Source organism: Salmonella sp. NW1250, assembly GCF_051812965.1.
Lineage (GTDB): Bacteria > Pseudomonadota > Gammaproteobacteria > Enterobacterales > Enterobacteriaceae > Salmonella > Salmonella enterica.
Genome location: NZ_JAMNDD010000018.1, coordinates 15,853 through 40,633 on the forward strand (window position 1 = coordinate 15,853; position 24,781 = coordinate 40,633).

Annotated in this window: 23 protein-coding genes; 21 read left to right on the forward strand and 2 right to left on the reverse strand. The window is 53.1% G+C overall.

All coding sequences use genetic code 11. From position 1 onward, the window contains the following. The first annotated feature begins 232 nt into the window (after nucleotides 1–232). The 14 genes from mnmG (at nucleotide 233) to glmS (ending at nucleotide 14,985) form a co-directional block, all read left to right on the forward strand. Nucleotides 233–2,122: a tRNA uridine-5-carboxymethylaminomethyl(34) synthesis enzyme MnmG gene (gene mnmG / locus NBA72_RS22380; protein ID WP_000499872.1), complete on the forward strand. Its 1,890-nt coding sequence runs from the start codon at nucleotides 233–235 to the stop codon at nucleotides 2,120–2,122. A 102-nt stretch (nucleotides 2,123–2,224) separates the two neighbouring features. Next, nucleotides 2,225–2,848, forward strand: a complete 624-nt coding sequence (gene rsmG, locus NBA72_RS22385) for a 16S rRNA (guanine(527)-N(7))-methyltransferase RsmG (RefSeq protein ID WP_001519938.1) — start codon at nucleotides 2,225–2,227, stop codon at nucleotides 2,846–2,848. Nucleotides 2,849–3,463: 615 nt separating this feature from the next. Then, nucleotides 3,464–3,844, forward strand: coding sequence for a F0F1 ATP synthase subunit I (atpI, locus tag NBA72_RS22390; protein WP_000116685.1), 381 nt, complete (start codon nucleotides 3,464–3,466; stop codon nucleotides 3,842–3,844). 8 nt (nucleotides 3,845–3,852) lie between these two features. Beyond that, the gene (gene atpB / locus NBA72_RS22395) at nucleotides 3,853–4,668 is read left to right on the forward strand and encodes a F0F1 ATP synthase subunit A (RefSeq protein ID WP_000135632.1); all 816 of its coding nucleotides are present in this window, start codon (nucleotides 3,853–3,855) and stop codon (nucleotides 4,666–4,668) included. Between the two features lie 46 nt (nucleotides 4,669–4,714). Next, on the forward strand, nucleotides 4,715–4,954 hold the full coding sequence (atpE, locus tag NBA72_RS22400; protein WP_000429386.1) for a F0F1 ATP synthase subunit C: 240 nt from the start codon (nucleotides 4,715–4,717) through the stop codon (nucleotides 4,952–4,954). Nucleotides 4,955–5,013: 59 nt separating this feature from the next. Further along, the gene (gene atpF / locus NBA72_RS22405) at nucleotides 5,014–5,484 is read left to right on the forward strand and encodes a F0F1 ATP synthase subunit B (RefSeq protein WP_001052212.1); all 471 of its coding nucleotides are present in this window, start codon (nucleotides 5,014–5,016) and stop codon (nucleotides 5,482–5,484) included. 14 nt (nucleotides 5,485–5,498) lie between these two features. Continuing rightward, on the forward strand, nucleotides 5,499–6,032 hold the full coding sequence (gene atpH / locus NBA72_RS22410) for a F0F1 ATP synthase subunit delta (RefSeq protein ID WP_001288957.1): 534 nt from the start codon (nucleotides 5,499–5,501) through the stop codon (nucleotides 6,030–6,032). Nucleotides 6,033–6,044: 12 nt separating this feature from the next. Next, nucleotides 6,045–7,586 (forward strand): F0F1 ATP synthase subunit alpha, encoded by a 1,542-nt coding sequence (gene atpA / locus NBA72_RS22415; protein ID WP_001176751.1) that lies wholly within the window; start codon nucleotides 6,045–6,047, stop codon nucleotides 7,584–7,586. A gap of 50 nt (nucleotides 7,587–7,636) precedes the next feature. Then, a complete protein-coding gene (gene atpG / locus NBA72_RS22420; RefSeq protein ID WP_000896506.1) occupies nucleotides 7,637–8,500 on the forward strand; it encodes a F0F1 ATP synthase subunit gamma in 864 nt (287 codons plus the stop codon). 26 nt (nucleotides 8,501–8,526) lie between these two features. Next, nucleotides 8,527–9,909, forward strand: coding sequence for a F0F1 ATP synthase subunit beta (gene atpD, locus NBA72_RS22425; protein WP_000190499.1), 1,383 nt, complete (start codon nucleotides 8,527–8,529; stop codon nucleotides 9,907–9,909). A gap of 20 nt (nucleotides 9,910–9,929) precedes the next feature. Then, nucleotides 9,930–10,349, forward strand: a complete 420-nt coding sequence (locus NBA72_RS22430; protein ID WP_001251971.1) for a F0F1 ATP synthase subunit epsilon — start codon at nucleotides 9,930–9,932, stop codon at nucleotides 10,347–10,349. Between the two features lie 229 nt (nucleotides 10,350–10,578). Further along, nucleotides 10,579–11,277, forward strand: a complete 699-nt coding sequence (locus tag NBA72_RS22435) for a Bax inhibitor-1/YccA family protein (protein WP_000009908.1) — start codon at nucleotides 10,579–10,581, stop codon at nucleotides 11,275–11,277. A 319-nt stretch (nucleotides 11,278–11,596) separates the two neighbouring features. Continuing rightward, nucleotides 11,597–12,967, forward strand: a complete 1,371-nt coding sequence (gene glmU / locus NBA72_RS22440) for a bifunctional UDP-N-acetylglucosamine diphosphorylase/glucosamine-1-phosphate N-acetyltransferase GlmU (protein ID WP_000934851.1) — start codon at nucleotides 11,597–11,599, stop codon at nucleotides 12,965–12,967. Between the two features lie 188 nt (nucleotides 12,968–13,155). Next, nucleotides 13,156–14,985 carry a glutamine--fructose-6-phosphate transaminase (isomerizing) gene (gene glmS, locus NBA72_RS22445; RefSeq protein WP_000334061.1) on the forward strand — a complete coding sequence of 610 codons (1,830 nt, stop codon included), beginning with the start codon at nucleotides 13,156–13,158 and terminating at the stop codon, nucleotides 14,983–14,985. A gap of 150 nt (nucleotides 14,986–15,135) precedes the next feature. On the opposite strand, the gene NBA72_RS22450 is transcribed toward glmS, so the two are convergent. Then, on the reverse strand, nucleotides 15,136–16,893 hold the full coding sequence (locus tag NBA72_RS22450; RefSeq protein WP_024157382.1) for an SgrR family transcriptional regulator: 1,758 nt from the start codon (nucleotides 16,891–16,893) through the stop codon (nucleotides 15,136–15,138). 94 nt (nucleotides 16,894–16,987) lie between these two features. Here NBA72_RS22450 and NBA72_RS22455 point away from each other — a divergent pair, with 94 nt between their 5' ends. The 7 genes from NBA72_RS22455 to phoU all read left to right on the forward strand — a co-directional run bounded on the left by NBA72_RS22455 (nucleotide 16,988) and on the right by phoU (nucleotide 24,020). Continuing rightward, the gene (locus NBA72_RS22455; RefSeq protein WP_000166709.1) at nucleotides 16,988–17,806 is read left to right on the forward strand and encodes a shikimate 5-dehydrogenase; all 819 of its coding nucleotides are present in this window, start codon (nucleotides 16,988–16,990) and stop codon (nucleotides 17,804–17,806) included. 48 nt (nucleotides 17,807–17,854) lie between these two features. Then, nucleotides 17,855–19,228 carry a fructose-specific PTS transporter subunit EIIC gene (locus tag NBA72_RS22460; RefSeq protein ID WP_023232183.1) on the forward strand — a complete coding sequence of 458 codons (1,374 nt, stop codon included), beginning with the start codon at nucleotides 17,855–17,857 and terminating at the stop codon, nucleotides 19,226–19,228. Between the two features lie 166 nt (nucleotides 19,229–19,394). Continuing rightward, the gene (gene pstS / locus NBA72_RS22465) at nucleotides 19,395–20,435 is read left to right on the forward strand and encodes a phosphate ABC transporter substrate-binding protein PstS (protein ID WP_000867131.1); all 1,041 of its coding nucleotides are present in this window, start codon (nucleotides 19,395–19,397) and stop codon (nucleotides 20,433–20,435) included. A gap of 135 nt (nucleotides 20,436–20,570) precedes the next feature. Further along, the gene (gene pstC, locus NBA72_RS22470) at nucleotides 20,571–21,530 is read left to right on the forward strand and encodes a phosphate ABC transporter permease PstC (RefSeq protein WP_000741630.1); all 960 of its coding nucleotides are present in this window, start codon (nucleotides 20,571–20,573) and stop codon (nucleotides 21,528–21,530) included. Beyond that, nucleotides 21,530–22,420 (forward strand): phosphate ABC transporter permease PstA, encoded by an 891-nt coding sequence (pstA, locus tag NBA72_RS22475; RefSeq protein ID WP_000212197.1) that lies wholly within the window; start codon nucleotides 21,530–21,532, stop codon nucleotides 22,418–22,420. The genes pstC and pstA overlap by 1 nt, the downstream gene beginning before the upstream one ends. An 86-nt stretch (nucleotides 22,421–22,506) precedes the next feature. Then, nucleotides 22,507–23,280 (forward strand): phosphate ABC transporter ATP-binding protein PstB, encoded by a 774-nt coding sequence (pstB, locus tag NBA72_RS22480; RefSeq protein WP_000063118.1) that lies wholly within the window; start codon nucleotides 22,507–22,509, stop codon nucleotides 23,278–23,280. Nucleotides 23,281–23,294: 14 nt separating this feature from the next. Next, complete coding sequence (gene phoU, locus NBA72_RS22485) at nucleotides 23,295–24,020, forward strand: phosphate signaling complex protein PhoU (RefSeq protein WP_000377800.1); 726 nt, start codon at nucleotides 23,295–23,297, stop codon at nucleotides 24,018–24,020. A gap of 94 nt (nucleotides 24,021–24,114) precedes the next feature. Here phoU and yieH read toward each other — a convergent pair whose 3' ends face one another. After that, a complete protein-coding gene (yieH, locus tag NBA72_RS22490) occupies nucleotides 24,115–24,780 on the reverse strand; it encodes a 6-phosphogluconate phosphatase (RefSeq protein WP_000061717.1) in 666 nt (221 codons plus the stop codon). Nucleotide 24,781: the final 1 nt, after the last annotated feature.

Below are 24,781 nucleotides of genomic sequence, written 5' to 3' on the forward strand. Positions count from 1 at the left end.
ATCATTCACAGCTAGTGATCCTTTCCAACGCTTTGATCTTTATTACAGGATCCGGGTTATCCACAGCCTGGTGCGATCCTAATAAGAGATCACAATAGAACAGATCTCTAAATAAAAAGATCTTCTTTTTAATAGCCCGGATCCCGGGGCTTTCTCCATCGGCTAAAGTTGAGTAGAATCCACCGCCCGGGCTTCAATCCATTTTCACACCGCGTTATGCGAGGCAATTACCATGTTTTATCAGGATCCTTTTGACGTCATTATTATTGGCGGGGGTCATGCAGGCACTGAGGCCGCGATGGCCGCAGCGCGTATGGGTCAACAGACTCTGCTTTTGACACACAATATTGACACGTTGGGGCAGATGAGCTGCAACCCGGCGATCGGCGGTATTGGAAAGGGACATCTGGTAAAAGAGGTGGATGCGCTCGGCGGTCTGATGGCGAAAGCGATCGATCAGGCAGGTATTCAGTTTAGGATACTAAACGCCAGCAAAGGTCCGGCTGTTCGCGCTACCCGGGCTCAGGCGGATCGAGTCTTATACCGCCAGGCGGTGCGTACCGCGCTGGAGAATCAGCCGAATCTGATGATCTTCCAGCAAGCGGTTGAAGATCTGATTGTCGAAAACGATCGCGTTGTCGGCGCCGTGACCCAAATGGGGCTCAAATTCCGCGCGAAAGCGGTGGTGCTGACCGTCGGGACCTTCCTGGACGGCAAAATTCATATTGGTCTGGATAACTACAGCGGCGGTCGTGCTGGCGATCCGCCATCCATCCCGCTGTCTCGCCGTCTGCGTGAGCTCCCGCTACGCGTCAGCCGCCTGAAAACGGGCACACCGCCGCGTATTGATGCGCGTACTATCGATTTCAGCGTGTTGGCTCAACAGCATGGCGATAACCCGATGCCGGTTTTCTCGTTTATGGGGAATGCTTCTCAGCATCCGCAACAGGTGCCGTGTTACATCACGCATACCAATGAGAAAACCCATGACGTGATTCGTAATAACCTCGATCGTAGCCCAATGTACGCTGGCGTGATCGAAGGGATCGGCCCACGCTACTGTCCTTCGATCGAAGACAAGGTGATGCGTTTTGCCGATCGTAACCAGCATCAGATCTTTCTTGAGCCGGAAGGACTGACCTCTAATGAGATTTACCCTAACGGTATCTCCACCAGCCTGCCGTTTGACGTGCAGATGCAGATTGTCCGTTCCATGCAGGGCATGGAGAACGCGAAGATCGTTCGTCCTGGTTACGCGATTGAGTACGATTTCTTCGACCCGCGCGATCTGAAACCGACGCTGGAAAGTAAATTTATTCACGGCCTGTTCTTTGCTGGTCAAATCAACGGTACTACCGGCTATGAAGAGGCTGCGGCGCAGGGCTTGCTCGCTGGTCTGAATGCCGCGCGTCTTTCCGCCGACAAAGAGGGCTGGGCGCCTGCGCGTTCTCAGGCTTATCTCGGCGTGCTGGTGGACGATCTCTGTACGCTGGGCACCAAAGAGCCGTATCGCATGTTTACCTCCCGCGCCGAATATCGCCTGATGCTGCGTGAGGACAACGCCGATCTGCGTCTGACCGAAATGGGCCGCGAGCTGGGTCTGGTGGATGATGAACGCTGGGCGCGATTCAACGAGAAGCTGGAAAATATCGAACGCGAACGTCAGCGGCTGAAATCGACATGGGTAACGCCGTCTGCGGAATCCGCCGATGAAGTGAATGCGCATTTGACCACGCCTCTCTCCCGTGAGGCCAGCGGCGAAGATCTGTTGCGTCGTCCGGAAATGACCTACGCGCAGCTCACTTCGCTTGCCGCATTCGCGCCTGCGCTTGAAGATGAGCAAGCCGCTGAGCAGGTGGAAATCCAGGTCAAATACGAAGGTTATATCGCTCGCCAGCAGGATGAGATTGAAAAACAACTACGTAACGAGAATACGTTGCTGCCTGCCACGCTGGATTATCGTCAGGTTTCCGGTCTGTCGAACGAAGTTATCGCCAAGCTGAACGATCATAAACCGGCGTCTATCGGCCAGGCATCGCGTATCTCCGGCGTTACGCCAGCGGCAATCTCCATTCTGCTGGTATGGCTGAAAAAACAAGGTATGCTGCGTCGTAGCGCTTGATAACACTAATTTGGCGGGGGCGCTTCGCTTGCCCGCCCTACAAATTTGTAGGCCCGATAAGCGAAAGCGCATCGGGCATTTGATTATTAGCAGGTAATGACCGTGCTCAACAAACTCTCTCGTCTGCTGGCTGATGCCGGTATTTCTCTTACCGATCACCAGAAAACGCTGCTGGTCGCCTACGTTGATATGCTGCACAAATGGAACAAAGCATACAACCTGACGTCAGTGCGGGATCCCAACGAAATGTTGGTACGCCATATTCTCGACAGCATAGTCGTTGCGCCGTATCTTCAGGGACAGCGTTTTATCGACGTAGGAACAGGACCGGGGCTGCCGGGCATCCCGCTGGCTATTGTTCTCCCTGACGCGCATTTCACCTTACTCGACAGCCTGGGCAAGCGGGTACGTTTTCTGCGTCAGGTCCAGCACGAACTGAAACTGGAAAACATCACGCCGGTTCAAAGCCGCGTTGAAGCCTATCCCTCCGAACCGCCGTTTGATGGCGTTATCAGCCGCGCTTTCGCATCGTTGAATGATATGGTGAGCTGGTGTCACCATCTGCCGGGAGAGAAAGGGCGTTTTTATGCCTTAAAAGGGCAATTGCCAGGGGATGAAATTGCCTCACTACCTGACAATTTTAGCGTCGAATCTGTTGAAAAATTACGCGTTCCGCAACTGGAAGGCGAGCGGCATCTGGTGATTATTAAGTCAAACAAAGTTTAATTTTTATCAAAAAAAATAGAAAAAAAACGACGCGGCTTGTGTTAAAAATCGACAGGTATAACGCATTTCAGCGTTGTTACATTTAACTCTGGATTTACGGTTTCGTTTCAACATGACAACGTCGCTTCTTTTGTTAAAACAGAGAGTAATCAACTTTGTAAATATCAGTCTGCTAAAAATCGAATCGAAAAATCACTTTTGCTTGTTAAATTTTTATTATAAATGTCAATGGGGCGTTTTTAAGGTGTAAGCTGGTATTTTTAAAACAGTACCTGGTTTTACGCTTAAATATCAAAAAGATGAAAAGGCATGAATTGACACGTAAATGAATTGCGTAAGCATGAATATGTTTAATGTGTGATCTGGTGCACGCTTTATCGCCAGTGTTTTCGCGCTATTTGCAGTTTTGTACGATCGTTCACACTTTGGCTAAAAGTTAAAAATGCGGGCCAGAGAAAAATATTTAAACATTTATTCACCTTTTGGCTACTTATTGTTTGAAATCACGGGGGCGCACCGTATAATTTGACCGCTTTTTGATGCTTGACTCTAAGTCTTAAAGAACGTTTTATACGACACGCGGCATACCTCGAAGTGAGCAGGAGTAAAAACGTGATGTCTGTGTCGCTCGTGAGTCGAAACGTTGCTCGTAAGCTTCTGTTCATTCAGTTTCTGGCGGTAATAGCAAGTGGATTGCTGTTTTGCCTCAAAGACCCCTTCTGGGGCATCTCCGCAGTATGTGGGGGATTGGCAGTGGCACTGCCTAATATGTTGTTTATGATATTTGCCTGGCGTCACCAGGCGCATACACCTGCTAAGGGCCGCGTGTCCTGGACTTTCGCCTTCGGTGAAGCCTTCAAGGTGTTAGCGATGCTGGTTTTACTGGTGGTGGCGTTGGCGGTTTTAAAGGCGGTGTTTTTGCCGCTGATCGTTACGTGGGTTTTGGTGCTGGTGGTTCAGATACTGGCGCCGGCTGTAATTAACAACAAAGGGTAAAAGGCATCATGGCTTCAGAAAATATGACGCCGCAGGAATACATAGGACACCATCTGAATAACCTTCAGCTGGACCTGCGTACTTTCTCGCTGGTGGATCCGCAGAACCCCCCAGCCACCTTCTGGACGCTCAATATTGACTCCATGTTCTTCTCGGTGGTGCTGGGTCTGTTGTTTCTGGTGATGTTCCGTAGCGTTGCTAAAAAAGCGACCAGCGGCGTGCCAGGCAAGTTTCAGACCGCGATTGAGCTGATAGTCGGCTTTGTGCATGGCAGCGTCAAAGACATGTACCATGGCAAAAGCAAGCTGATTGCGCCGCTGGCCCTGACGATTTTCGTCTGGGTATTCCTTATGAACCTGATGGACTTACTGCCTATCGACCTGCTGCCGTATATCGCTGAGCATTGGCTGGGTCTGCCGGCAACGCGCGTGGTGCCGTCTGCTGACGTGAACATCACCCTGTCGATGGCGCTGGGCGTATTCATCCTTATTCTGTTCTACAGCATCAAAATGAAAGGCATCGGCGGCTTCGCAAAAGAGTTGACGCTGCAGCCGTTCAATCACTGGGCGTTCATTCCTGTCAACTTAATCCTTGAAGGGGTAAGTCTGCTGTCCAAACCGGTTTCTCTCGGTCTGCGACTGTTCGGCAACATGTATGCCGGTGAGCTGATTTTCATTCTGATTGCTGGTCTGTTGCCGTGGTGGTCACAGTGGATTCTGAATGTGCCGTGGGCCATTTTCCACATCCTGATTATTACGCTGCAAGCCTTCATTTTCATGGTTCTGACGATTGTCTATCTGTCGATGGCGTCCGAAGAGCATTAATTTACCAACACTACTACGTTTTAACTGAAACAAACTGGAGACTGTCATGGAAAACCTGAATATGGATCTGCTGTACATGGCTGCCGCTGTGATGATGGGTCTGGCGGCAATCGGTGCTGCGATCGGTATCGGCATCCTCGGGGGTAAATTCCTGGAAGGCGCGGCGCGTCAACCTGATCTGATTCCTCTGCTGCGTACTCAGTTCTTTATCGTTATGGGTCTGGTGGATGCTATCCCGATGATCGCTGTAGGTCTGGGTCTGTACGTGATGTTCGCTGTCGCGTAGTAAGCGTTGCTTGAATTAAGAGCAATATCAGAAGGTTAACTAGATAGAGGCATTGTGCTGTGAATCTTAACGCAACAATCCTCGGCCAGGCCATCGCGTTTATTCTCTTTGTCTGGTTTTGCATGAAGTACGTATGGCCGCCGTTAATGGCAGCCATCGAGAAACGTCAGAAAGAAATTGCTGACGGTCTCGCTTCTGCTGAACGAGCACATAAGGATCTTGACCTTGCAAAGGCCAGCGCGACCGACCAGCTGAAAAAAGCGAAAGCGGAAGCTCAGGTAATCATCGAGCAGGCAAACAAACGCCGCGCTCAGATCCTGGACGAAGCCAAAACTGAAGCAGAGCAGGAACGTACTAAAATCGTGGCGCAGGCGCAGGCGGAAATTGAAGCCGAGCGTAAACGCGCCCGTGAAGAGCTGCGTAAGCAAGTTGCTATCCTGGCTGTTGCTGGCGCCGAGAAGATCATCGAACGTTCCGTGGATGAAGCTGCTAACAGCGACATCGTGGATAAACTTGTCGCTGAACTGTAAGGAGGGAGGGGCTGATGTCTGAATTTGTTACGGTAGCTCGCCCCTACGCCAAAGCAGCTTTTGACTTTGCCGTTGAACACCAAAGTGTAGAGCGCTGGCAGGATATGCTGGCGTTTGCCGCCGAGGTAACCAAGAACGAACAAATGGCAGAGCTTCTCTCTGGCGCGCTGGCGCCGGAAACGCTCGCTGAGTCGTTTATCGCAGTCTGCGGTGAGCAGTTAGACGAAAACGGTCAGAACCTGATTCGGGTGATGGCTGAAAATAATCGTCTGAACGCGCTCCCGGATGTTCTGGAGCAGTTTATTCATCTGCGTGCCGCCAGTGAAGCTACCTCCGAGGTAGAAGTTACGTCGGCAACCGCATTGAGTGAAGAGCAGCTTTCGAAAATCAGCGCCGCGATGGAAAAACGTCTGTCACGCAAAGTGAAGCTGAATTGCAAAATCGATAAGTCTGTAATGGCAGGCGTTATCATCCGGGCGGGTGATATGGTCATTGATGGCAGCGTACGCGGCCGTCTTGAGCGCCTTGCAGACGTCTTGCAGTCTTAAGGGGACTGGAGCATGCAACTGAATTCCACCGAAATCAGCGAACTGATCAAGCAGCGCATTGCTCAGTTCAATGTGGTGAGCGAAGCTCACAACGAAGGTACTATTGTTTCTGTCAGTGACGGTGTTATCCGCATTCACGGCCTGGCCGATTGTATGCAGGGTGAAATGATCTCCCTGCCGGGTAACCGTTACGCTATCGCACTGAACCTGGAGCGCGACTCCGTGGGTGCGGTAGTCATGGGTCCATACGCTGACCTTGCCGAAGGCATGAAGGTTAAATGTACGGGTCGTATCCTGGAAGTTCCGGTTGGCCGCGGTCTGCTGGGACGTGTGGTGAACACCCTGGGTGCGCCAATTGACGGTAAAGGTCCGGTTGATAATGACGGCTTCTCTGCCGTTGAAGCGATTGCGCCGGGCGTTATCGATCGTCAGTCTGTCGATCAGCCGGTGCAGACCGGCTATAAAGCCGTTGACTCCATGATCCCAATCGGTCGTGGTCAGCGTGAACTGATCATCGGTGACCGTCAGACCGGTAAAACCGCGCTGGCTATCGACGCCATCATCAACCAGCGCGATTCCGGTATCAAATGTATCTATGTCGCTATCGGCCAGAAAGCGTCCACCATCTCTAACGTGGTGCGTAAACTGGAAGAACACGGCGCGCTGGCTAACACCATCGTTGTGGTGGCGACCGCGTCCGAATCCGCTGCTCTGCAATATCTGGCGCCGTATGCCGGTTGCGCAATGGGCGAATACTTCCGTGACCGCGGTGAAGATGCGCTGATCATTTACGATGACCTGTCTAAACAGGCTGTTGCTTACCGTCAGATCTCCCTGCTGCTCCGTCGTCCGCCAGGACGTGAAGCATTCCCGGGCGACGTATTCTACCTCCACTCTCGTCTGCTGGAGCGTGCTGCGCGTGTTAACGCCGACTACGTCGAAGCCTTCACCAAAGGTGAAGTGAAAGGGAAAACCGGCTCTCTGACCGCGCTGCCGATTATCGAAACGCAGGCAGGTGACGTTTCCGCGTTCGTTCCGACCAACGTAATTTCCATTACCGATGGTCAGATCTTCCTGGAATCTAACCTGTTTAACGCCGGTATTCGTCCTGCGGTTAACCCGGGTATCTCGGTATCCCGTGTAGGTGGCGCAGCCCAGACCAAGATCATGAAAAAACTGTCCGGTGGTATTCGTACCGCGCTGGCGCAGTATCGTGAACTGGCGGCGTTCTCTCAGTTTGCATCCGACCTTGACGATGCCACCCGTAAACAGCTTGACCACGGTCAGAAAGTGACCGAACTGCTGAAACAGAAACAGTATGCGCCGATGTCCGTCGCGCAGCAGTCTCTGGTTCTGTTCGCAGCAGAACGTGGTTATCTGGCGGATGTCGAACTGGCGAAAATCGGTAGCTTCGAAGCCGCACTGCTGGCTTACGTCGACCGTGATCACGCTCCGCTGATGCAAGAGATCAACCAGTCCGGTGGCTATAACGACGAAATCGAAGGCAAGCTGAAAGGCATCCTCGATTCCTTCAAAGCAACCCAGTCCTGGTAACGTCTGGCGGCTTGCCTTAGGGCAGGCCGTAAGGCATTGAGGAGAAGCTCATGGCCGGCGCAAAAGAGATACGTAGTAAGATCGCAAGCGTCCAGAACACGCAAAAGATCACTAAAGCGATGGAGATGGTCGCCGCTTCCAAAATGCGTAAATCGCAGGATCGCATGGCGGCCAGCCGTCCTTATGCAGAGACCATGCGCAAAGTGATTGGTCACCTTGCGAACGGTAATCTGGAATATAAGCACCCCTACCTGGAAGAGCGCGACGTTAAACGCGTGGGCTACCTGGTAGTGTCGACCGACCGTGGTTTGTGCGGTGGCTTGAACATTAACCTGTTCAAAAAGCTGCTGGCGGATATGAAGGCATGGTCTGATAAAGGCGTTCAGTGCGAACTCGCAATGATCGGCTCTAAGGGCGTGTCATTCTTTAATTCCGTAGGCGGCAACGTTGTCGCTCAGGTGACAGGTATGGGGGATAACCCTTCTCTGTCCGAACTGATCGGTCCGGTTAAAGTGATGTTGCAGGCCTACGACGAAGGCCGTCTGGACAAGCTTTACATTGTCAGCAACAAATTTATTAACACCATGTCTCAGGTGCCGACGATCACTCAACTGCTGCCGCTGCCGGCGTCAGAAGATGATGATCTGAAGCGTAAAGCCTGGGATTACCTGTATGAACCAGACCCGAAAGCGCTGCTGGATACTCTCCTGCGTCGTTATGTGGAGTCTCAGGTTTATCAGGGCGTGGTAGAAAACCTGGCCAGCGAGCAGGCCGCACGAATGGTGGCGATGAAAGCCGCAACCGATAATGGCGGCAGCCTGATTAAAGAGCTGCAGTTGGTATACAACAAAGCTCGTCAGGCCAGCATTACTCAGGAACTCACCGAGATCGTCTCGGGGGCCGCCGCGGTTTAACCAGGTTATTTCGTAGAGGATTTAAGATGGCTACTGGAAAGATTGTCCAGGTAATCGGCGCCGTGGTCGACGTCGAGTTCCCTCAGGATGCCGTACCACGCGTGTACGATGCCCTTGAGGTGCAGAATGGTAATGAGAAGCTGGTGCTGGAAGTTCAGCAGCAGCTTGGCGGCGGTATCGTGCGTACCATCGCGATGGGGTCTTCTGACGGTCTGCGTCGCGGTCTGGATGTAAAAGATCTCGAACACCCGATCGAAGTCCCGGTAGGTAAAGCCACGCTGGGTCGTATCATGAACGTCCTGGGCGAACCGGTCGACATGAAAGGCGAGATCGGCGAAGAAGAGCGTTGGGCGATTCACCGCGCAGCACCTTCCTACGAAGAGTTGTCAAACTCTCAGGAACTGCTGGAAACCGGTATCAAAGTTATCGACCTGATGTGTCCGTTCGCGAAGGGCGGTAAAGTCGGTCTGTTCGGTGGAGCGGGTGTAGGTAAAACCGTAAACATGATGGAGCTTATCCGTAACATCGCGATCGAGCACTCCGGTTACTCTGTGTTTGCGGGCGTAGGTGAACGTACTCGTGAGGGTAACGACTTCTACCACGAAATGACCGACTCCAACGTTATCGATAAAGTATCCCTGGTGTATGGCCAGATGAACGAGCCGCCGGGAAACCGTCTGCGCGTTGCACTGACCGGTCTGACCATGGCGGAGAAATTCCGTGACGAAGGTCGTGACGTACTGCTGTTCGTCGATAACATCTATCGTTACACCCTGGCCGGTACGGAAGTATCCGCACTGCTGGGCCGTATGCCTTCCGCAGTAGGTTACCAGCCGACTCTGGCGGAAGAGATGGGCGTTCTGCAGGAACGTATCACCTCCACCAAAACCGGTTCTATCACCTCCGTACAGGCGGTATACGTACCGGCGGATGACTTGACTGACCCGTCTCCAGCCACCACCTTTGCGCACTTAGATGCAACCGTGGTACTGAGCCGTCAGATCGCATCCCTGGGTATCTACCCGGCCGTTGACCCGCTGGACTCCACCAGCCGTCAGCTGGATCCGCTGGTTGTTGGTCAGGAACACTACGACACCGCGCGTGGCGTTCAGTCCATCCTGCAGCGTTATCAGGAACTGAAAGACATCATCGCCATCCTCGGTATGGATGAACTGTCTGAAGAAGATAAACTGGTGGTAGCACGCGCGCGTAAAATTCAGCGCTTCCTGTCCCAGCCGTTCTTCGTGGCGGAAGTATTTACCGGTTCTCCGGGCAAATACGTCTCCCTGAAAGACACCATCCGTGGCTTTAAAGGCATCATGGAAGGCGAATACGATCACCTGCCGGAGCAGGCGTTCTACATGGTCGGTTCCATCGACGAAGCCGTGGAAAAAGCCAAAAAACTTTAACGCCTTAATCGGAGGGTGATATGGCAATGACTTACCACCTGGATGTCGTCAGCGCGGAGCAACAAATGTTCTCCGGTCTGGTCGAGAAAATCCAGGTTACGGGTAGCGAAGGCGAACTGGGGATTTACCCGGGGCACGCGCCGCTACTCACCGCCATTAAGCCTGGTATGATTCGCATCGTTAAGCAGCACGGTCATGAAGAGTTTATCTATCTGTCCGGCGGCATTCTGGAAGTGCAGCCTGGCAGCGTGACCGTTCTGGCGGATACCGCGATTCGCGGTCAGGATCTCGACGAAGCGCGAGCCCTGGAAGCGAAGCGTAAAGCCGAAGAGCACATTAAGAGCTCGCACGGTGACGTGGATTACGCTCAGGCGTCTGCGGAACTGGCCAAAGCGATCGCTAAACTGCGCGTTATCGAGTTGACCAAAAAAGCGATGTAACACCGGCTTGAAAGCATAAAACCAGTCTGATTGCGGACTGGTTTTTTTTTATCCTCTCAATTTTTATTCGATAAACTAGCAACGACAAAAACAAGCGGCTGAAGGCGACGCGTTTTCAGCGACAGCGCTGTTTTCATTAAATCCTTCTTTCTGTCATTGGCATCTGCACATTGTGCGAAGAAGGGAGGAATGGATGCGTTTTTATTGCATAAAATGAGGGATTATTACTATGTCATTTCAGCCATCCTTTGCGGGTCCACAACCCGACTCAAGGATTGATCGTACTACCTTTATTCGTCGTGCTTATCTTCATCTCGCCGTCGCCATCGTCGGTTTTATCGTATTGAGCGCGGCGTGGAGTTTTATAGGGGTCGGGGAGTATGCGCTTGATGTGCTGCTGGCTGGTGGAAGATATAGCTGGTTGGTTGTTCTCGGCGCTTTTATGCTGGTGGGAATGCTGGCGACCCGTCTGGCGGATAATGCGGGGACTAATCAAACGCAACTTATCGGGCTGGGGATTTATGTGTTGGCAGAATCCCTGATTTTTGCCCCCCTGTTAACGGTGGCGGCGTATATTAACCCGTCGAGCATTGGCGCGGCGGCAATAACGACTCTGTTGCTGGTCGGCGGCCTGACGTTTACCGCTTTTTCTATAAAAAAAGACTTTTCTTTTCTGCGCTCGTTTCTGACTATGGCTGGGTTCATTGCTTTTGGCGCGATTATTGCCAGCGTCATCTGCGGCTTCTCGCTGGGCGTCTGGTTTTCTGCGCTGATGGTACTGCTGTGCGCCGGGTTTATACTTTACGATACTTCTAACATTATTCACCATTACCCTACCGATCGCCCTGCTGGCGCGGCATTACATCTGTTTGCTTCTATCGCGACCATGTTCTGGTATATTTTGCGGATTTTTATGTCGCGTAATTAAGTAAAAAATACGCGCAACGGAAAACCAGCGGCCTCTGTCGCTGGTTTTTGCTTTTCTGACTCCCCTGCGCTTTATTTCGTTATCTTCTTTATTTATGGAGTAAAAAAACAGCAAAAACATCGGACTACGTTGCCAATACGCGGGTGTTTTTACTTTTCAGGAGACAAGAGGCGCGGTAATGAACGAAAATGATTCATTAGCAGGCGGGGATTTTATCCCGGTGAGCGTTTTATCCTTCTTCCATTTTACGATGAAAAAAATGTAGTATTTTCAACGTGAAACAGTATAAATTCGTTCTCAAATTACAGTCAGGACGCGTATGTTAAATAGTGCTATGAGCGTAGTGATCCTTGCCGCAGGTAAAGGCACGCGCATGTATTCCGATATTCCTAAAGTGCTGCACACGCTGGCGGGTAAACCCATGGTGCAGCATGTCATTGATGCAGCTACTAAATTAGGGGCCGCACAGGTTCATCTGGTCTATGGCCACGGTGGCGAGTTGTTAAAACAGACCCTGAAAGATGACAAGCTGAACTGGGTGCTTCAGGCGGAACAGTTGGGTACAGGTCACGCAATGCAGCAGGCCGCGCCCTTCTTTAGCGACGATGAAGATATTTTAATGCTTTACGGCGACGTGCCGCTGATTTCGGTTGAAACCTTACAGCGCCTGCGCGATGCCAAACCGCAGGGTGGTATTGGGTTATTAACCGTGAAGCTGGACGATCCGAGCGGCTATGGCCGTATTACGCGTGAAAACGGTAAAGTGACCGGCATCGTTGAACATAAAGACGCCACTGATGAACAGCGTCAGATCCAGGAAATTAACACCGGTATTCTGATCGCCAACGGCGCGGACCTGAAACGCTGGTTGTCTAAGCTGACTAACAATAATGCGCAGGGTGAATATTATATCACTGATATCATTGCGCTGGCTTATCAGGAAGGACGGGAAATCGCCGCGGTGCATCCGGCTCGCATCAGCGAAACGGACGGCGTGAATAACCGTCTACAGCTTTCTCGTCTGGAGCGTATTTACCAGGCCGAACAGGCGGAGAAACTGCTGTTATCCGGCGTTATGTTGCGCGATCCGGCACGTTTTGATCTCCGCGGCACCCTTCATTGTGGAATGGATGTGGAAATTGACGCTAACGTTATCATCGAAGGTTATGTAACGCTCGGTCACCGCGTGAAGATCGGCGCGGGCTGCATTATTAAAAACAGCGTTATTGGCGATGACTGCGAAATTAGCCCATACAGCGTGGTGGAAGATGCGCATCTGGAAGCGGCCTGCACCATCGGTCCGTTTGCTCGCCTGCGTCCCGGCGCGGAGCTGTTAGCGGGCGCTCACGTCGGCAATTTCGTTGAGATGAAAAAAGCGCGTCTCGGTAAAGGTTCTAAAGCCGGCCATCTGACCTACCTGGGCGATGCGGAAATTGGCGACAACGTGAATATCGGCGCGGGGACCATCACCTGTAACTATGATGGTGCGAACAAATTCAAAACGGTTATTGGCGACGATGTGTTTGTCGGCTCCGATACCCAACTGGTGGCGCCGGTTACTGTTGGTAAAGGGGCCACCATCGCCGCAGGGACTACCGTCACCCGTAACGTAGCTGACAATGAACTGGTATTAAGCCGCGTGCCGCAGGTGCATAAGCAAGGCTGGCAGCGTCCGGTGAAGAAAAAGTGATTTTGTAAGCCGGATAAGCGTCAGCGCCATCCGGCAGACCGGAGATGAGAGGATAAAATAATCCTCCGCTCCATGAGCAGTACTTATAAAAATAACCCCACTCTCTACAAGGCTCGGGGCGCCCGCAACGACGGGCATACAGGTCAGCGACAACGCATGGCGTAATGCCATAATCAGGAAATAAAACTATGTGTGGAATTGTTGGCGCTATCGCGCAGCGTGATGTAGCTGAAATCCTTCTTGAAGGTTTACGTCGTCTGGAATACCGCGGATATGACTCTGCCGGTCTGGCCGTGGTTGATGCAGAAGGTCATATGACCCGCCTGCGTCGCCTCGGTAAAGTCCAGATGCTGGCTCAGGCAGCGGAAGAACATCCTCTGCATGGCGGCACCGGTATTGCTCACACTCGTTGGGCGACGCACGGTGAACCTTCAGAAGCTAACGCGCATCCGCATGTTTCTGAACACATTGTGGTGGTGCATAACGGCATCATCGAAAACCATGAACCGCTGCGTGAAGCGTTAAAAGCGCGTGGCTATACCTTCGTTTCTGAAACCGACACCGAAGTGATTGCACACCTGGTAAACTGGGAACTGAAACAGGGCGGTACTCTGCGTGAGGCTGTTCTGCGTGCTATCCCGCAACTGCGTGGTGCGTACGGTACAGTGATCATGGATACCCGTCACCCGGATACCCTACTGGCTGCACGTTCTGGTAGCCCGCTGGTGATTGGCCTGGGTATGGGCGAAAACTTTATCGCTTCTGACCAGCTGGCGCTGTTGCCAGTGACTCGTCGCTTTATCTTCCTTGAAGAGGGCGATATCGCTGAAATCACTCGCCGTTCGGTAAATATCTTCGATAACACCGGCGCGGAAGTAAAACGTCAGGATATCGAATCCAATCTGCAATATGACGCGGGCGATAAAGGTATTTACCGCCACTACATGCAGAAAGAGATCTACGAACAGCCGAACGCGATCAAAAACACCCTTACCGGGCGCATCAGCCACGGTCAGGTGGATTTAAGCGAGCTGGGACCGAACGCCGATGAACTGCTGTCGAAGGTTGAGCATATTCAGATCCTCGCCTGCGGTACGTCTTACAACTCCGGTATGGTTTCCCGTTACTGGTTTGAATCGCTGGCAGGTATTCCGTGCGACGTTGAAATCGCCTCTGAATTCCGCTATCGCAAATCTGCCGTGCGCCGTAACAGCCTGATGATCACGCTCTCCCAGTCTGGCGAAACGGCAGATACCCTGGCTGGCCTGCGTCTGTCGAAAGAGCTGGGATATTTGGGCTCTCTGGCAATTTGTAACGTGCCGGGATCTTCGCTGGTGCGTGAATCCGATCTGGCGCTGATGACCAATGCCGGAACGGAAATTGGCGTAGCATCTACCAAAGCCTTCACCACCCAGTTAACCGTGCTGTTGATGCTGGTGGCGAAACTGGCGCGTCTGAAAGGTCTGGATGCGTCCATTGAGCATGATATCGTGCATGGCCTACAGGCGCTGCCGAGCCGTATTGAGCAGATGCTGTCGCAGGACAAACGCATCGAGCTGCTTGCAGAAGATTTCTCCGACAAGCATCACGCGCTATTCCTCGGTCGTGGCGATCAATATCCGATTGCGCTCGAAGGCGCGCTGAAGCTGAAAGAGATCTCTTACATTCACGCGGAAGCCTATGCTGCAGGCGAGCTGAAACACGGGCCGTTGGCGCTGATTGACGCCGATATGCCGGTGATTGTGGTGGCGCCGAACAACGAACTGCTGGAGAAACTGAAATCCAACATCGAAGAAGTTCGCGCACGTGGCGGTCAGTTGTACGTCTTCGCCGATCAGGATGCGGGTTTTGTGAGCAGTGACAACATGCACATCATCGAGATGCCGCATGTGGAAGAAGTGATCGCGCCTATCTTCTACACCGTTCCGCTGCAACTGCTGGCGTATCACGTGGCGCTGATTAAAGGCACCGACGTTGACCAGCCGCGTAACCTGGCGAAATCGGTGACGGTAGAGTAAGTACAAATGTTGCACCAGGCAGAAGGCCGTCGACAGACGGCCTTTTTTTGTGCGCTGTGACAGGCGCTGTTCTTTCTCTATGGTGGCTGAAGAGCGACTAAGAGGTGCTACGCCTGCCTGCGCTACGGGCACCCGGTCACATTCTCTTCTTTAAGGCCCTGGCTCAATCCAGGTGGATCGGAAATCAAACCACCCCAGGTTATTCAGGTGGATCCCCCTGGCCCGGTCGGGGCTTTTGAGTCGCATCCAGTGGTGAAAAAGCGGCTGTAGCCAGCCTGAACGGGTGGTTTCCCTGACCAGTTGTTCCGCGCTGATGGTTTCGGCATGCCACTGGGTTTCCCATTGGGCCAGCAGCGCATCATCCCCACCACTGATGGCGTGGCGCAGTAAAGGGGAGCCCAGTAGCCATGTACCGACGTTCCACTCTTCGGGAATGGGGAAATTGACCGTCCCCAGCCAGAGATCCACATTGGCTTTGCCATTCGCCCAGTCATCATAATTCAGCTCAACGCCCTCAAGTAAAATGCCCTGCTGGCGCATGATCTCTTGCATGATATCCAGGAGCATTGGAAATTCAGGGTGCTGATCGTGATAGGCCAGACGCAGTTTTGCGTAGGGCGACGACGAGATAAAAGGTGAACAGGCCGGGCCCGCCTCAATAGTATGAAACCAGGAGGACAGCAGGCTGCCGCCCGGTACCCAGAAGGGGCGAATTGCCTCACTCAGATGCTGGAGTATGGCGTAAGGGCTGAGTGTTTCCCGTAGCCAGCGGCGATGTTCGGCGGTATGCCAGTGCGGGGAGCGGCTGTCGCATAATAAAAAATATCCTCCACGCTCAAGAAACATCTCGCGCAGGTTGTCAGAAGGTTTGCCTGATACCTGGCTAAGCCGTCCGGAAACGTAATCCTCATCGCTCAGGCTGGAGCTGAGCCAGGCTGCCGTGTCGTTATCCGACAGCGATTCCGCCAGGTTGTCTGTCTCCGTTAAATTCGGCCAGATAAAGACCTCCACTTCATCCAGCAGCCCGCGCAGACCGAAATAGTGGTCAAAGGCCTTCATTTGCAGATGAAAGCCATTGTTTTCCACCACCTCATAAGGGCCAGTCCCCACAGGATGTGCCGGGAAATCAGCGCGTTGTGTATGGTCAGGCGGTAGGATCATGGCATCAATATGGCTGAGCAGCAGCGGCAGTCGGTTATCCGGGTGCGCCAGCGTAATTTCAAGGCTCAGCGGCCCGGTGGCCTGAATGGTCTGCAAGTGCGAGAACAGCGGCAGCTTAGCGCTGCGGGTCAGTGAAGCGATAACCGCGTCGATCGTCAGCTCCTGACCATCATGCCAGAGGACGGCGGGGCGCAGATAAAAACGCCAGCGCAGTGGATCAATCTGCCGCCAGTGGTGGGCAAGATCGGCTTCGACTTCACCTTTTTCCTCATTTATGCGCGTCAGGCCGCTAAAAATCTGCCTGACCAGATGCTGTTCAGAGCGACGCAGCGGCGTGCCGGGGCACAGCGACGGCATTGTCCGGTAATAGGGGATGCACAGCCGCTGATAGTCTGCCCGCACGCTATAGCCCAGCTTTGAACGCAGCAGTTGCGCCACCTGGTGCTTATTTTTACCCAGCAGTTGAATGGCCTGATCAACATGACCAGACTCCAGCAACTGCTCCGCCTTTTCGCTTAACAGCTGTTCTGGTTTATAGCGCAGGTGAAGCCGGGCGCGATGCCCACGTCCGGCCTGTGATTGCCAGATGAGCCACTTTGCCTCCTGCATCTGAAGCAACAGATTACGCATATGTCGCCGGGTGCAGAACAACACATCCGCCAGCTCCTGTAGCGTCACGCTAACAGGCTTGTCGCCATAGTGCTGGAGTAGCTTTAAGTATTTTTGTTCAGTGTGCCGGGTTGCCATAAAAGGTGAAATTTCCCTAACGGGAATGAGCAATTTTTAATATCCCCTTTTTAGCCGATGATTTTCTCTATCGCAACTTCTATGAGGATTCATCATGACAAAGCGCATTAATAAAGATACTCAGGTCTGCATGTCCCTGGCGGCACGCCCGAGTAACTTCGGTACACGCTTTCACAACTATCTGTACGAAGCGCTGGATCTCAATTATCTCTACAAAGCCTTTTCGCCGACCGATCTTACGCAGGCCATTAGCGGCGTGCGCGGTCTGGGGATCCGTGGGTGCGCGATCTCTATGCCATTTAAGGAAGCCTGCATTCCGCTGGTGGATGAACTGGATGCTTCCGCTCAGGCCATTCACTCAGTTAATACCATTGTGAATACCAATGGCCATCTGAAGGCGTACAACACCGATTACATTGCAATAGCTCGCTTGCTGGCGAATTACAAGGTCTCTCCCGACCTGGTGTTTGCTTTGCGTGGCAGCGGTGGTATGGCAAAGGCGGTGGCCTGCGCGCTGAAGGATGCGGGGTTTACCCGTGGTTATATTGTCGCGATTGATGAAGCGTCAGGTAAACAACTGGCCGAACTCTATGGCTATGAATGGCGCCCGGATACCGACGGTATTGAAGCCGATTTGTTAATTAACGCCACGCCTATCGGAATGGCTGGCGGTAATGATGCCGACAAACTCTCTTATTCCGAACAGGAAGTGGATAAGGCGAGCGTTATCTTTGATGTGGTGGCGCTACCGCCCGTCACGCCGCTGATCCGCTACGCCCGTGAACGCGGTAAAACCGTGATTACCGGTTCCGAAGTGTTTGCTATTCAGGCCGTGGAGCAATTTGTCCTTTATACCGGGATTCGCCCGGATGACGCGCTATTCCAGAAAGCAGCGGCCTGGTCACGTCTGTAACATTTTTTCCCGCTTTTTCTTTAAATTAAAAGAACAGGGTACCCTACTATGACTAAAAAAATTGTTGCTGTGACGGCCTGTCCGACGGGCGTCGCCCATACCTTTATGGCGGCAGAAGCGTTGGAAATTGAAGCCCGCAAGCGTGGTGACTGGATCAAGGTTGAAACCCGCGGTTCCGTCGGGGCGAAGAACACGCTGACCGCGGAAGAGATAGCGCAAGCGGATGTGGTGATTATCGCGGCGGATATTGAGCTAGATCTGTCAGGCTTTGTTGGCAAAAGACTCTATCGCACCAGTACCGGCGCGGCGCTAAAAAAGAGTGCGCAGGAAATGGATAATGCTTTCAATAGCGCTGAGGTCTATCAGGGGAGTGCCGGGCGCTCTTCTTCAGCTGGTAAAACAGAGCTACCCGGCGTTTATAAGCATTTAATGACCGGTGTATCCCATATGCTTCCTTTGGTGGTGGCGGGAGGATTGTGTATCGCGCTCTCTTTTGTCTTCGGTATCCAGGCCTTCAATGAGCCGGGCACGCTGGCGGCTGCGTTATTTCAAATTGGTGGTAAGGCGGCCTTTGCGCTGATGGTGCCGGTACTGGCTGGGTTTATTGCCTTCTCAATTGCCGATCGTCCGGGCCTGGCCCCGGGGCTTATTGGCGGGATGTTGGCCAGCCAGTGCGGCGCTGGTTTCCTGGGAGGGATTGTGGCCGGTTTTCTGGCTGGTTACAGCGTACGGTTTCTGGCGCAAAATATTAAGCTGCCGGCGTCAATGGAAGCACTTAAGCCTGTGCTGGTTCTGCCGCTACTGTCTACGCTGATTACCGGCCTAATCATGATTTACGTGGTGGGTGGCCCCGTTTCTGCGGTGATGGAAGGGCTGACGACGTTCCTGGGGAATATGACCTCTACGAATGCTATCTTGCTGGGAATGTTGCTGGGCGCAATGCAAGGTTTTGACCTTGGTGGGCCGGTGAATAAAGCTGCGTATACCTTCGGCGTCGGTTTACTGGCTTCTCATTCTTATATGCCAATGGCGGCCATTATGGCGGCAGGGATGGTACCGGCATTAGGAATGGGCGTCGCAACCTGGGCGGCCAGAGCGAAATTCACTGCCTCTGAGCATGAAGCGGGTAACGCATCCTTTATCCTGGGGCTGTGCTTTATCTCTGAAGGGGCGATTCCCTTCGCTGCGCGTGACCCGATGCGCGTCATCCCTTCCACGATGGTCGGTGGCGCAATCGCCGGGGGACTGTCCATGTATTTCGGTTGTACACTGATGGCACCACACGGCGGTCTCTTTGTCCTGGCGATCCCGCATGCGGTAGAACATGTGATGCAGTACCTGCTCTCGATTGCCCTGGGCACGATTGTCTGCGGCCTGATGTACGCGCTGTTGAAACCGTCTGCGGTTGCGCAAACAGTCTAATTCATCTCCCCCTGCAGGCTGGTCTGGTGTCTCCCCGGGCCAGCTTTTTTTATTTCCATTGTCATCAAACCGTCATAATCAAGACATATAACTGTCATCAATTTGTCCTATTTTGCTCATCGTAGCAACTCAAACAACGATTTACCGAAACCGTGCAGGAGACATTATGAAAGTTATGCGTACCACTGTCGCAACTGTTGTCGCCGCGACCTTATCGATGAGCGCGTTCTCTGCCTTTGCAGCAGCAAGCCTGACAGGTGCCGGTGCAACGTTTCCTGCGCCGGTGTATGCCAAATGGGCGGATACCTACCAGAAAGAAACCGGTAACAAAGTCAATTACCAGGGGATAGGCTCTTCCGGCGGCGTGAAACAAATCACCGCGAATACCGTTGATTTTGGCGCTTCCGATGCGCCGCTGTCTGACGAAAAACTGAATCAGGAAGGCCTGTTCCAGTTCCCGACGGTGATCGGCGGCGTGGTGCTGGCGGTGAATATTCCAGGCCTCAAATCCGGCGAACTGGTGCTGGATGGTAAAACGCTGGGTGACATCTACCTCGGTAAAATCAAAAAGTGGGATGATGAAGCCATCACTAAACTGAACCCAGGCGTGAAGCTGCCTTCTCAGAACATCGCTGTGGTGCGTCGCGCTGACGGTTCCGGTACCTCCTTCGTGTTCACCAGTTACCTGGCGAAAGTCAACGACGAGTGGAAATCGAAAGTGGGCGCGGGTTCTACCGTGAACTGGCCAACCGGTCTGGGCGGTAAAGGTAACGACGGCATCGCGGCATTTGTACAGCGTCTGCCAGGCGCTATCGGCTACGTTGAATACGCTTACGCTAAGCAGAACAACCTGGCCTACACCAAACTGGTTTCTGCCGACGGCAAACCGGTAAGCCCGACGGAAGAGAGCTTCTCTAATGCGGCGAAAGGCGCTGACTGGAGCAAAACCTTCGCGCAGGATCTGACCAACCAGAAAGGTGACGATGTGTGGCCAATCACCTCCACCACCTTTATCCTGGTCCACAAAGCGCAGAAGAAACCTGAGCAGGGTGCTGAAGTGTTGAAGTTCTTCGACTGGGCCTACAAAAATGGCGCTAAACAGGCGAATGATCTGGACTACGCCAGCCTGCCGGATAACGTCGTTGAGCAGGTTCGTACTGCCTGGAAGACCAGTATAAAAGACAGCAACGGTAAGGCGCTGTATTAATTAACGAATTGGCGGATGGCGCTACGCTTATCCGCCCTACGGTTTCGACCGCAGGCCCACGTTGTAGGCCGGATAAGCGTAGCGCCATCCGGCAGGGGCAACGTCGTAAAATGCGTTTAATGGAAAGAGTAATTTATGGCTGCAACCAAGCCTGCTTTTAACCCGCCGGGTAAAAAAGGCGACATGATTTTCAGCGCGCTGGTAAAACTGGCTGCGCTGATTGTGCTATTGATGTTGGGCGGTATTATCGTCTCATTGATCATCTCCTCCTGGCCAAGTATTCAGAAATTTGGTTTCTCATTTCTTTGGACTAAGGAATGGGACGCGCCAAACGATATCTACGGCGCGCTGGTGCCCATTTACGGCACGCTGGTGACCTCCTTTATCGCACTGCTGATCGCCGTTCCGGTCAGTTTCGGCATTGCCCTGTTTTTAACCGAGCTGGCGCCAGGCTGGCTAAAGCGTCCGCTTGGCATCGCCATTGAGCTGCTGGCGGCGATCCCCAGTATCGTGTACGGCATGTGGGGGCTGTTTATCTTCGCGCCGCTGTTTGCGACGTACTTCCAGGAGCCGGTCGGTAATATTCTTTCCAACATTCCTTTTGTCGGCGCGCTGTTCTCTGGCCCGGCGTTTGGTATCGGCATTCTGGCGGCGGGCGTCATCCTCGCCATCATGATCATCCCCTACATTGCGGCGGTTATGCGCGACGTCTTCGAGCAAACGCCGGTAATGATGAAAGAGTCCGCTTACGGTATAGGCTGTACTACCTGGGAAGTTATCTGGCGCATCGTGCTACCGTTCACCAAAAATGGCGTGATCGGCGGCATTATGCTGGGGCTGGGCCGTGCTCTGGGTGAAACGATGGCGGTCACTTTTATCATCGGCAACACCTACCAGCTCGACAGCGCGTCGCTGTATATGCCGGGCAACAGCATCACTTCCGCGCTGGCCAACGAATTCGCTGAGGCGGAATCGGGTCTGCACGTGGCAGCGTTGATGGAACTGGGACTGATCCTGTTTGTGATCACCTTTATCGTCCTGGCGGCGTCTAAGTTCATGATTATGCGTCTGGCGAAGAACGAGGGAGCACGTTAATGGCTACGCTTGATATGCAGAACACCGCGCAGCTCGCGGAATCCCGTCGCAAGATGCAGGCGCGTCGCCGCATGAAGAACCGTATCGCACTAACGCTCTCAATGGCGACGATGGCATTTGGCCTGTTCTGGCTGATCTGGATTTTGATGTCCACCATCACCCGTGGTATCGACGGGATGTCGCTGGCGCTGTTTACCGAAATGACGCCGCCGCCGAACACGGCGGGCGGCGGGCTGGCGAACGCCCTGGCAGGGAGTGGATTATTGATTCTCTGGGCTACCGTATTGGGTACGCCGCTGGGGATTATGGCCGGGATCTATCTGGCGGAATATGGCCGTAAATCCTGGCTGGCGGAAATCATTCGCTTTATTAACGACATTCTGCTTTCCGCGCCGTCAATTGTTGTGGGACTGTTTGTTTACACCATCGTGGTGGCACAGATGCAGCACTTCTCCGGTTGGGCTGGGGTGATTGCGCTGGCGCTGTTGCAGGTGCCGATCGTTATCCGTACCACTGAAAACATGCTCAAGTTGGTGCCGGATAGCCTGCGCGAAGCCGCTTATGCGCTGGGTACGCCGAAGTGGAAGATGATCTCCGCGATTACGCTGAAAGCCTCTATCTCCGGCATTATGACCGGTATCCTGCTGGCCATTGCCCGTATTGCCGGGGAAACGGCGCCATTGTTGTTTACCGCGCTCTCGAACCAGTTCTGGAGCACCGACATGATGCAGCCGATCGCCAACCTGCCGGTGACCATCTTTAAATTCGCGATGAGCCCGTTTGCCGAATGGCAACAATTAGCCTGGGCGGGCGTGCTGATTATTACCCTGTGCGTACTGCTGCTGAATATTCTGGCGCGTGTTGTTTTCGCGAAGAAAAAACACGGTTAAAGACATTGTAGGCCTGATAAGCGTAGCGCCATCAGGCATTATTTTACGGCGTGGCGGATGCGGCGCTGGATGAGGAAAAGAGTAAAATGAGTATGGTTGAAACTGCCCCGAGTAAGATTCAGGTTCGTGATTTGAACTTCTACTACGGCAAATTCCATGCCCTGAAGAACATTAATCTGGATATCGCGAAGAATCAGGTAACGGCATTTATCGGGCCATCCGGCTGCGGTAAATCAACGCTACTGCGTACCTTCAATAAAATGTACTCGCTTTATCCGGAGCAGCGCGCGGAAGGTGAAATTCTGCTGGATGGCGACAATATTCTCACCAACACCCAGGATATCGCGCTGCTGCGTGCAAAAGTGGGGATGGTATTCCAGAAGCCGACGCCGTTCCCGATGTCCATCTATGACAATATCGCCTTTGGCGTGCGTCTGTTTGAGAAGCTGTCTCGTGCCGATATGGACGAGCGCGTGCAGTGGGCGTTGACCAAAGCCGCATTATGGAACGAAACCAAAGATAAATTGCACCAGAGCGGGTACTCTCTCTCCGGTGGTCAGCAGCAGCGTCTGTGCATTGCGCGCGGTATCGCCATTCGCCCGGAAGTGTTGCTGCTGGATGAGCCATGTTCAGCTCTGGACCCGATCTCTACCGGGCGTATTGAAGAGCTGATCACCGAGCTGAAACAGGATTACACCGTGGTGATCGTGACCCACAACATGCAGCAGGCGGCACGTTGCTCCGATCATACGGCGTTTATGTACCTGGGCGAGTTGATTGAGTTCAGCAACACGGACGATCTGTTCACCAAGCCCGCGAAGAAACAAACAGAAGACTATATCACCGGTCGTTACGGTTAATTCAGGAGTGCGTAATGGACAGTCTGAACCTTAATAAACATATTTCCGGCCAGTTCAACGCCGAACTGGAAAGCATCCGCACTCAGGTAATGACCATGGGCGGCATGGTGGAGCAGCAGCTTTCTGACGCTATCACCGCCATGCACAACCAGGACAGCGAGCTGGCGAAGCGCGTGGTAGAAGGCGACCATCAGGTTAATATGATGGAAGTCGCCATCGATGAAGCCTGCGTGCGTATTATCGCCAAGCGCCAGCCGACGGCGAGCGATCTGCGTCTGGTGATGGCGATTATCAAAACCATCGCCGAACTGGAGCGCATTGGCGACGTGGCGGATAAAATCTGCCGTACCGCGCTGGAGAAATTCTCCCAGCAGCACCAGCCGCTGTTGGTGAGTCTGGAGTCACTGGGCCGCCACACCGTGCAGATGCTGCACGACGTGCTGGATGCGTTCGCGCGGATGGATCTCGATGAAGCGGTGCGTATCTATCGTGAAGATAAGAAAGTTGACCAGGAATATGAAGGCATCGTGCGTCAGCTGATGACCTACATGATGGAAGACTCGCGCACCATTCCCAGCGTGCTGACCGCGCTGTTCTGCGCGCGCTCTATTGAGCGTATCGGTGACCGTTGCCAGAATATTTGCGAATACATCTTCTACTTCGTGAAGGGGCAAGACTTCCGTCACGTGGGCGGCGATGAGCTGGATAAGCTGCTGGCGGGGAAAGATCCGAAAGAGTAAATCTCATTCTTTTGCCCGGTGGCGCTGCGCTTACCGGGCCTACAGGTACAGATGCTGTAGGCCGGATAAGCGTTAGCGCCATCCGGCATTTCAGTTAACGCGTAATCTCCCACCCGCGCGCTTTCCACAATCCCGGCAACTGCGCCAAATCGGTAAACGTCGTCACGTTAGGGTGATCGATCGGCTTGTTATGCGGATCGGCGCAGAAATAAAACACTTCCATTCCCGCTGCAATTCCTGACTGCGCGCCCGCGCTGGAATCATCCACCAGAATACACTTCTCAACATTGACCTTCATGGCGTTCGCCGCATGGAGCATCAGCGCCGGATCGGGCTTCCAGCGTTGAATATCGTAACCGCTAAACAGCAAATCGGGAAAATAATGCAACATGCCCAGTTTACCCAGCGAATGCTGCATCTTACTGACCGGTCCGTTGGATACCACGCACATAGGCGTCTTAATGCTCTCCAGCAGGGTATTTGCGCCCGCGATCGCTTCCAGTTCGGTATCGAACAGACGCGCCACTTCCGCGCGGTACACCGGCTCCAGAACGTCGCGTCTTAGTGTAACACCGTACTCCTTGCTGATAGTTTCGATAATTTCGTAGAGTTTTACGCCCTTAAAGCGTTTAAATACCGTTTCGAGATCGAGCGTGATGCCAAATTCCTGAAACATTGCGACATAGGCACGCGAGCAAATCACTTCACTATCGACCAGCGTACCGTCGCAATCGAAAAATACCGCTTCTATCATGGACATG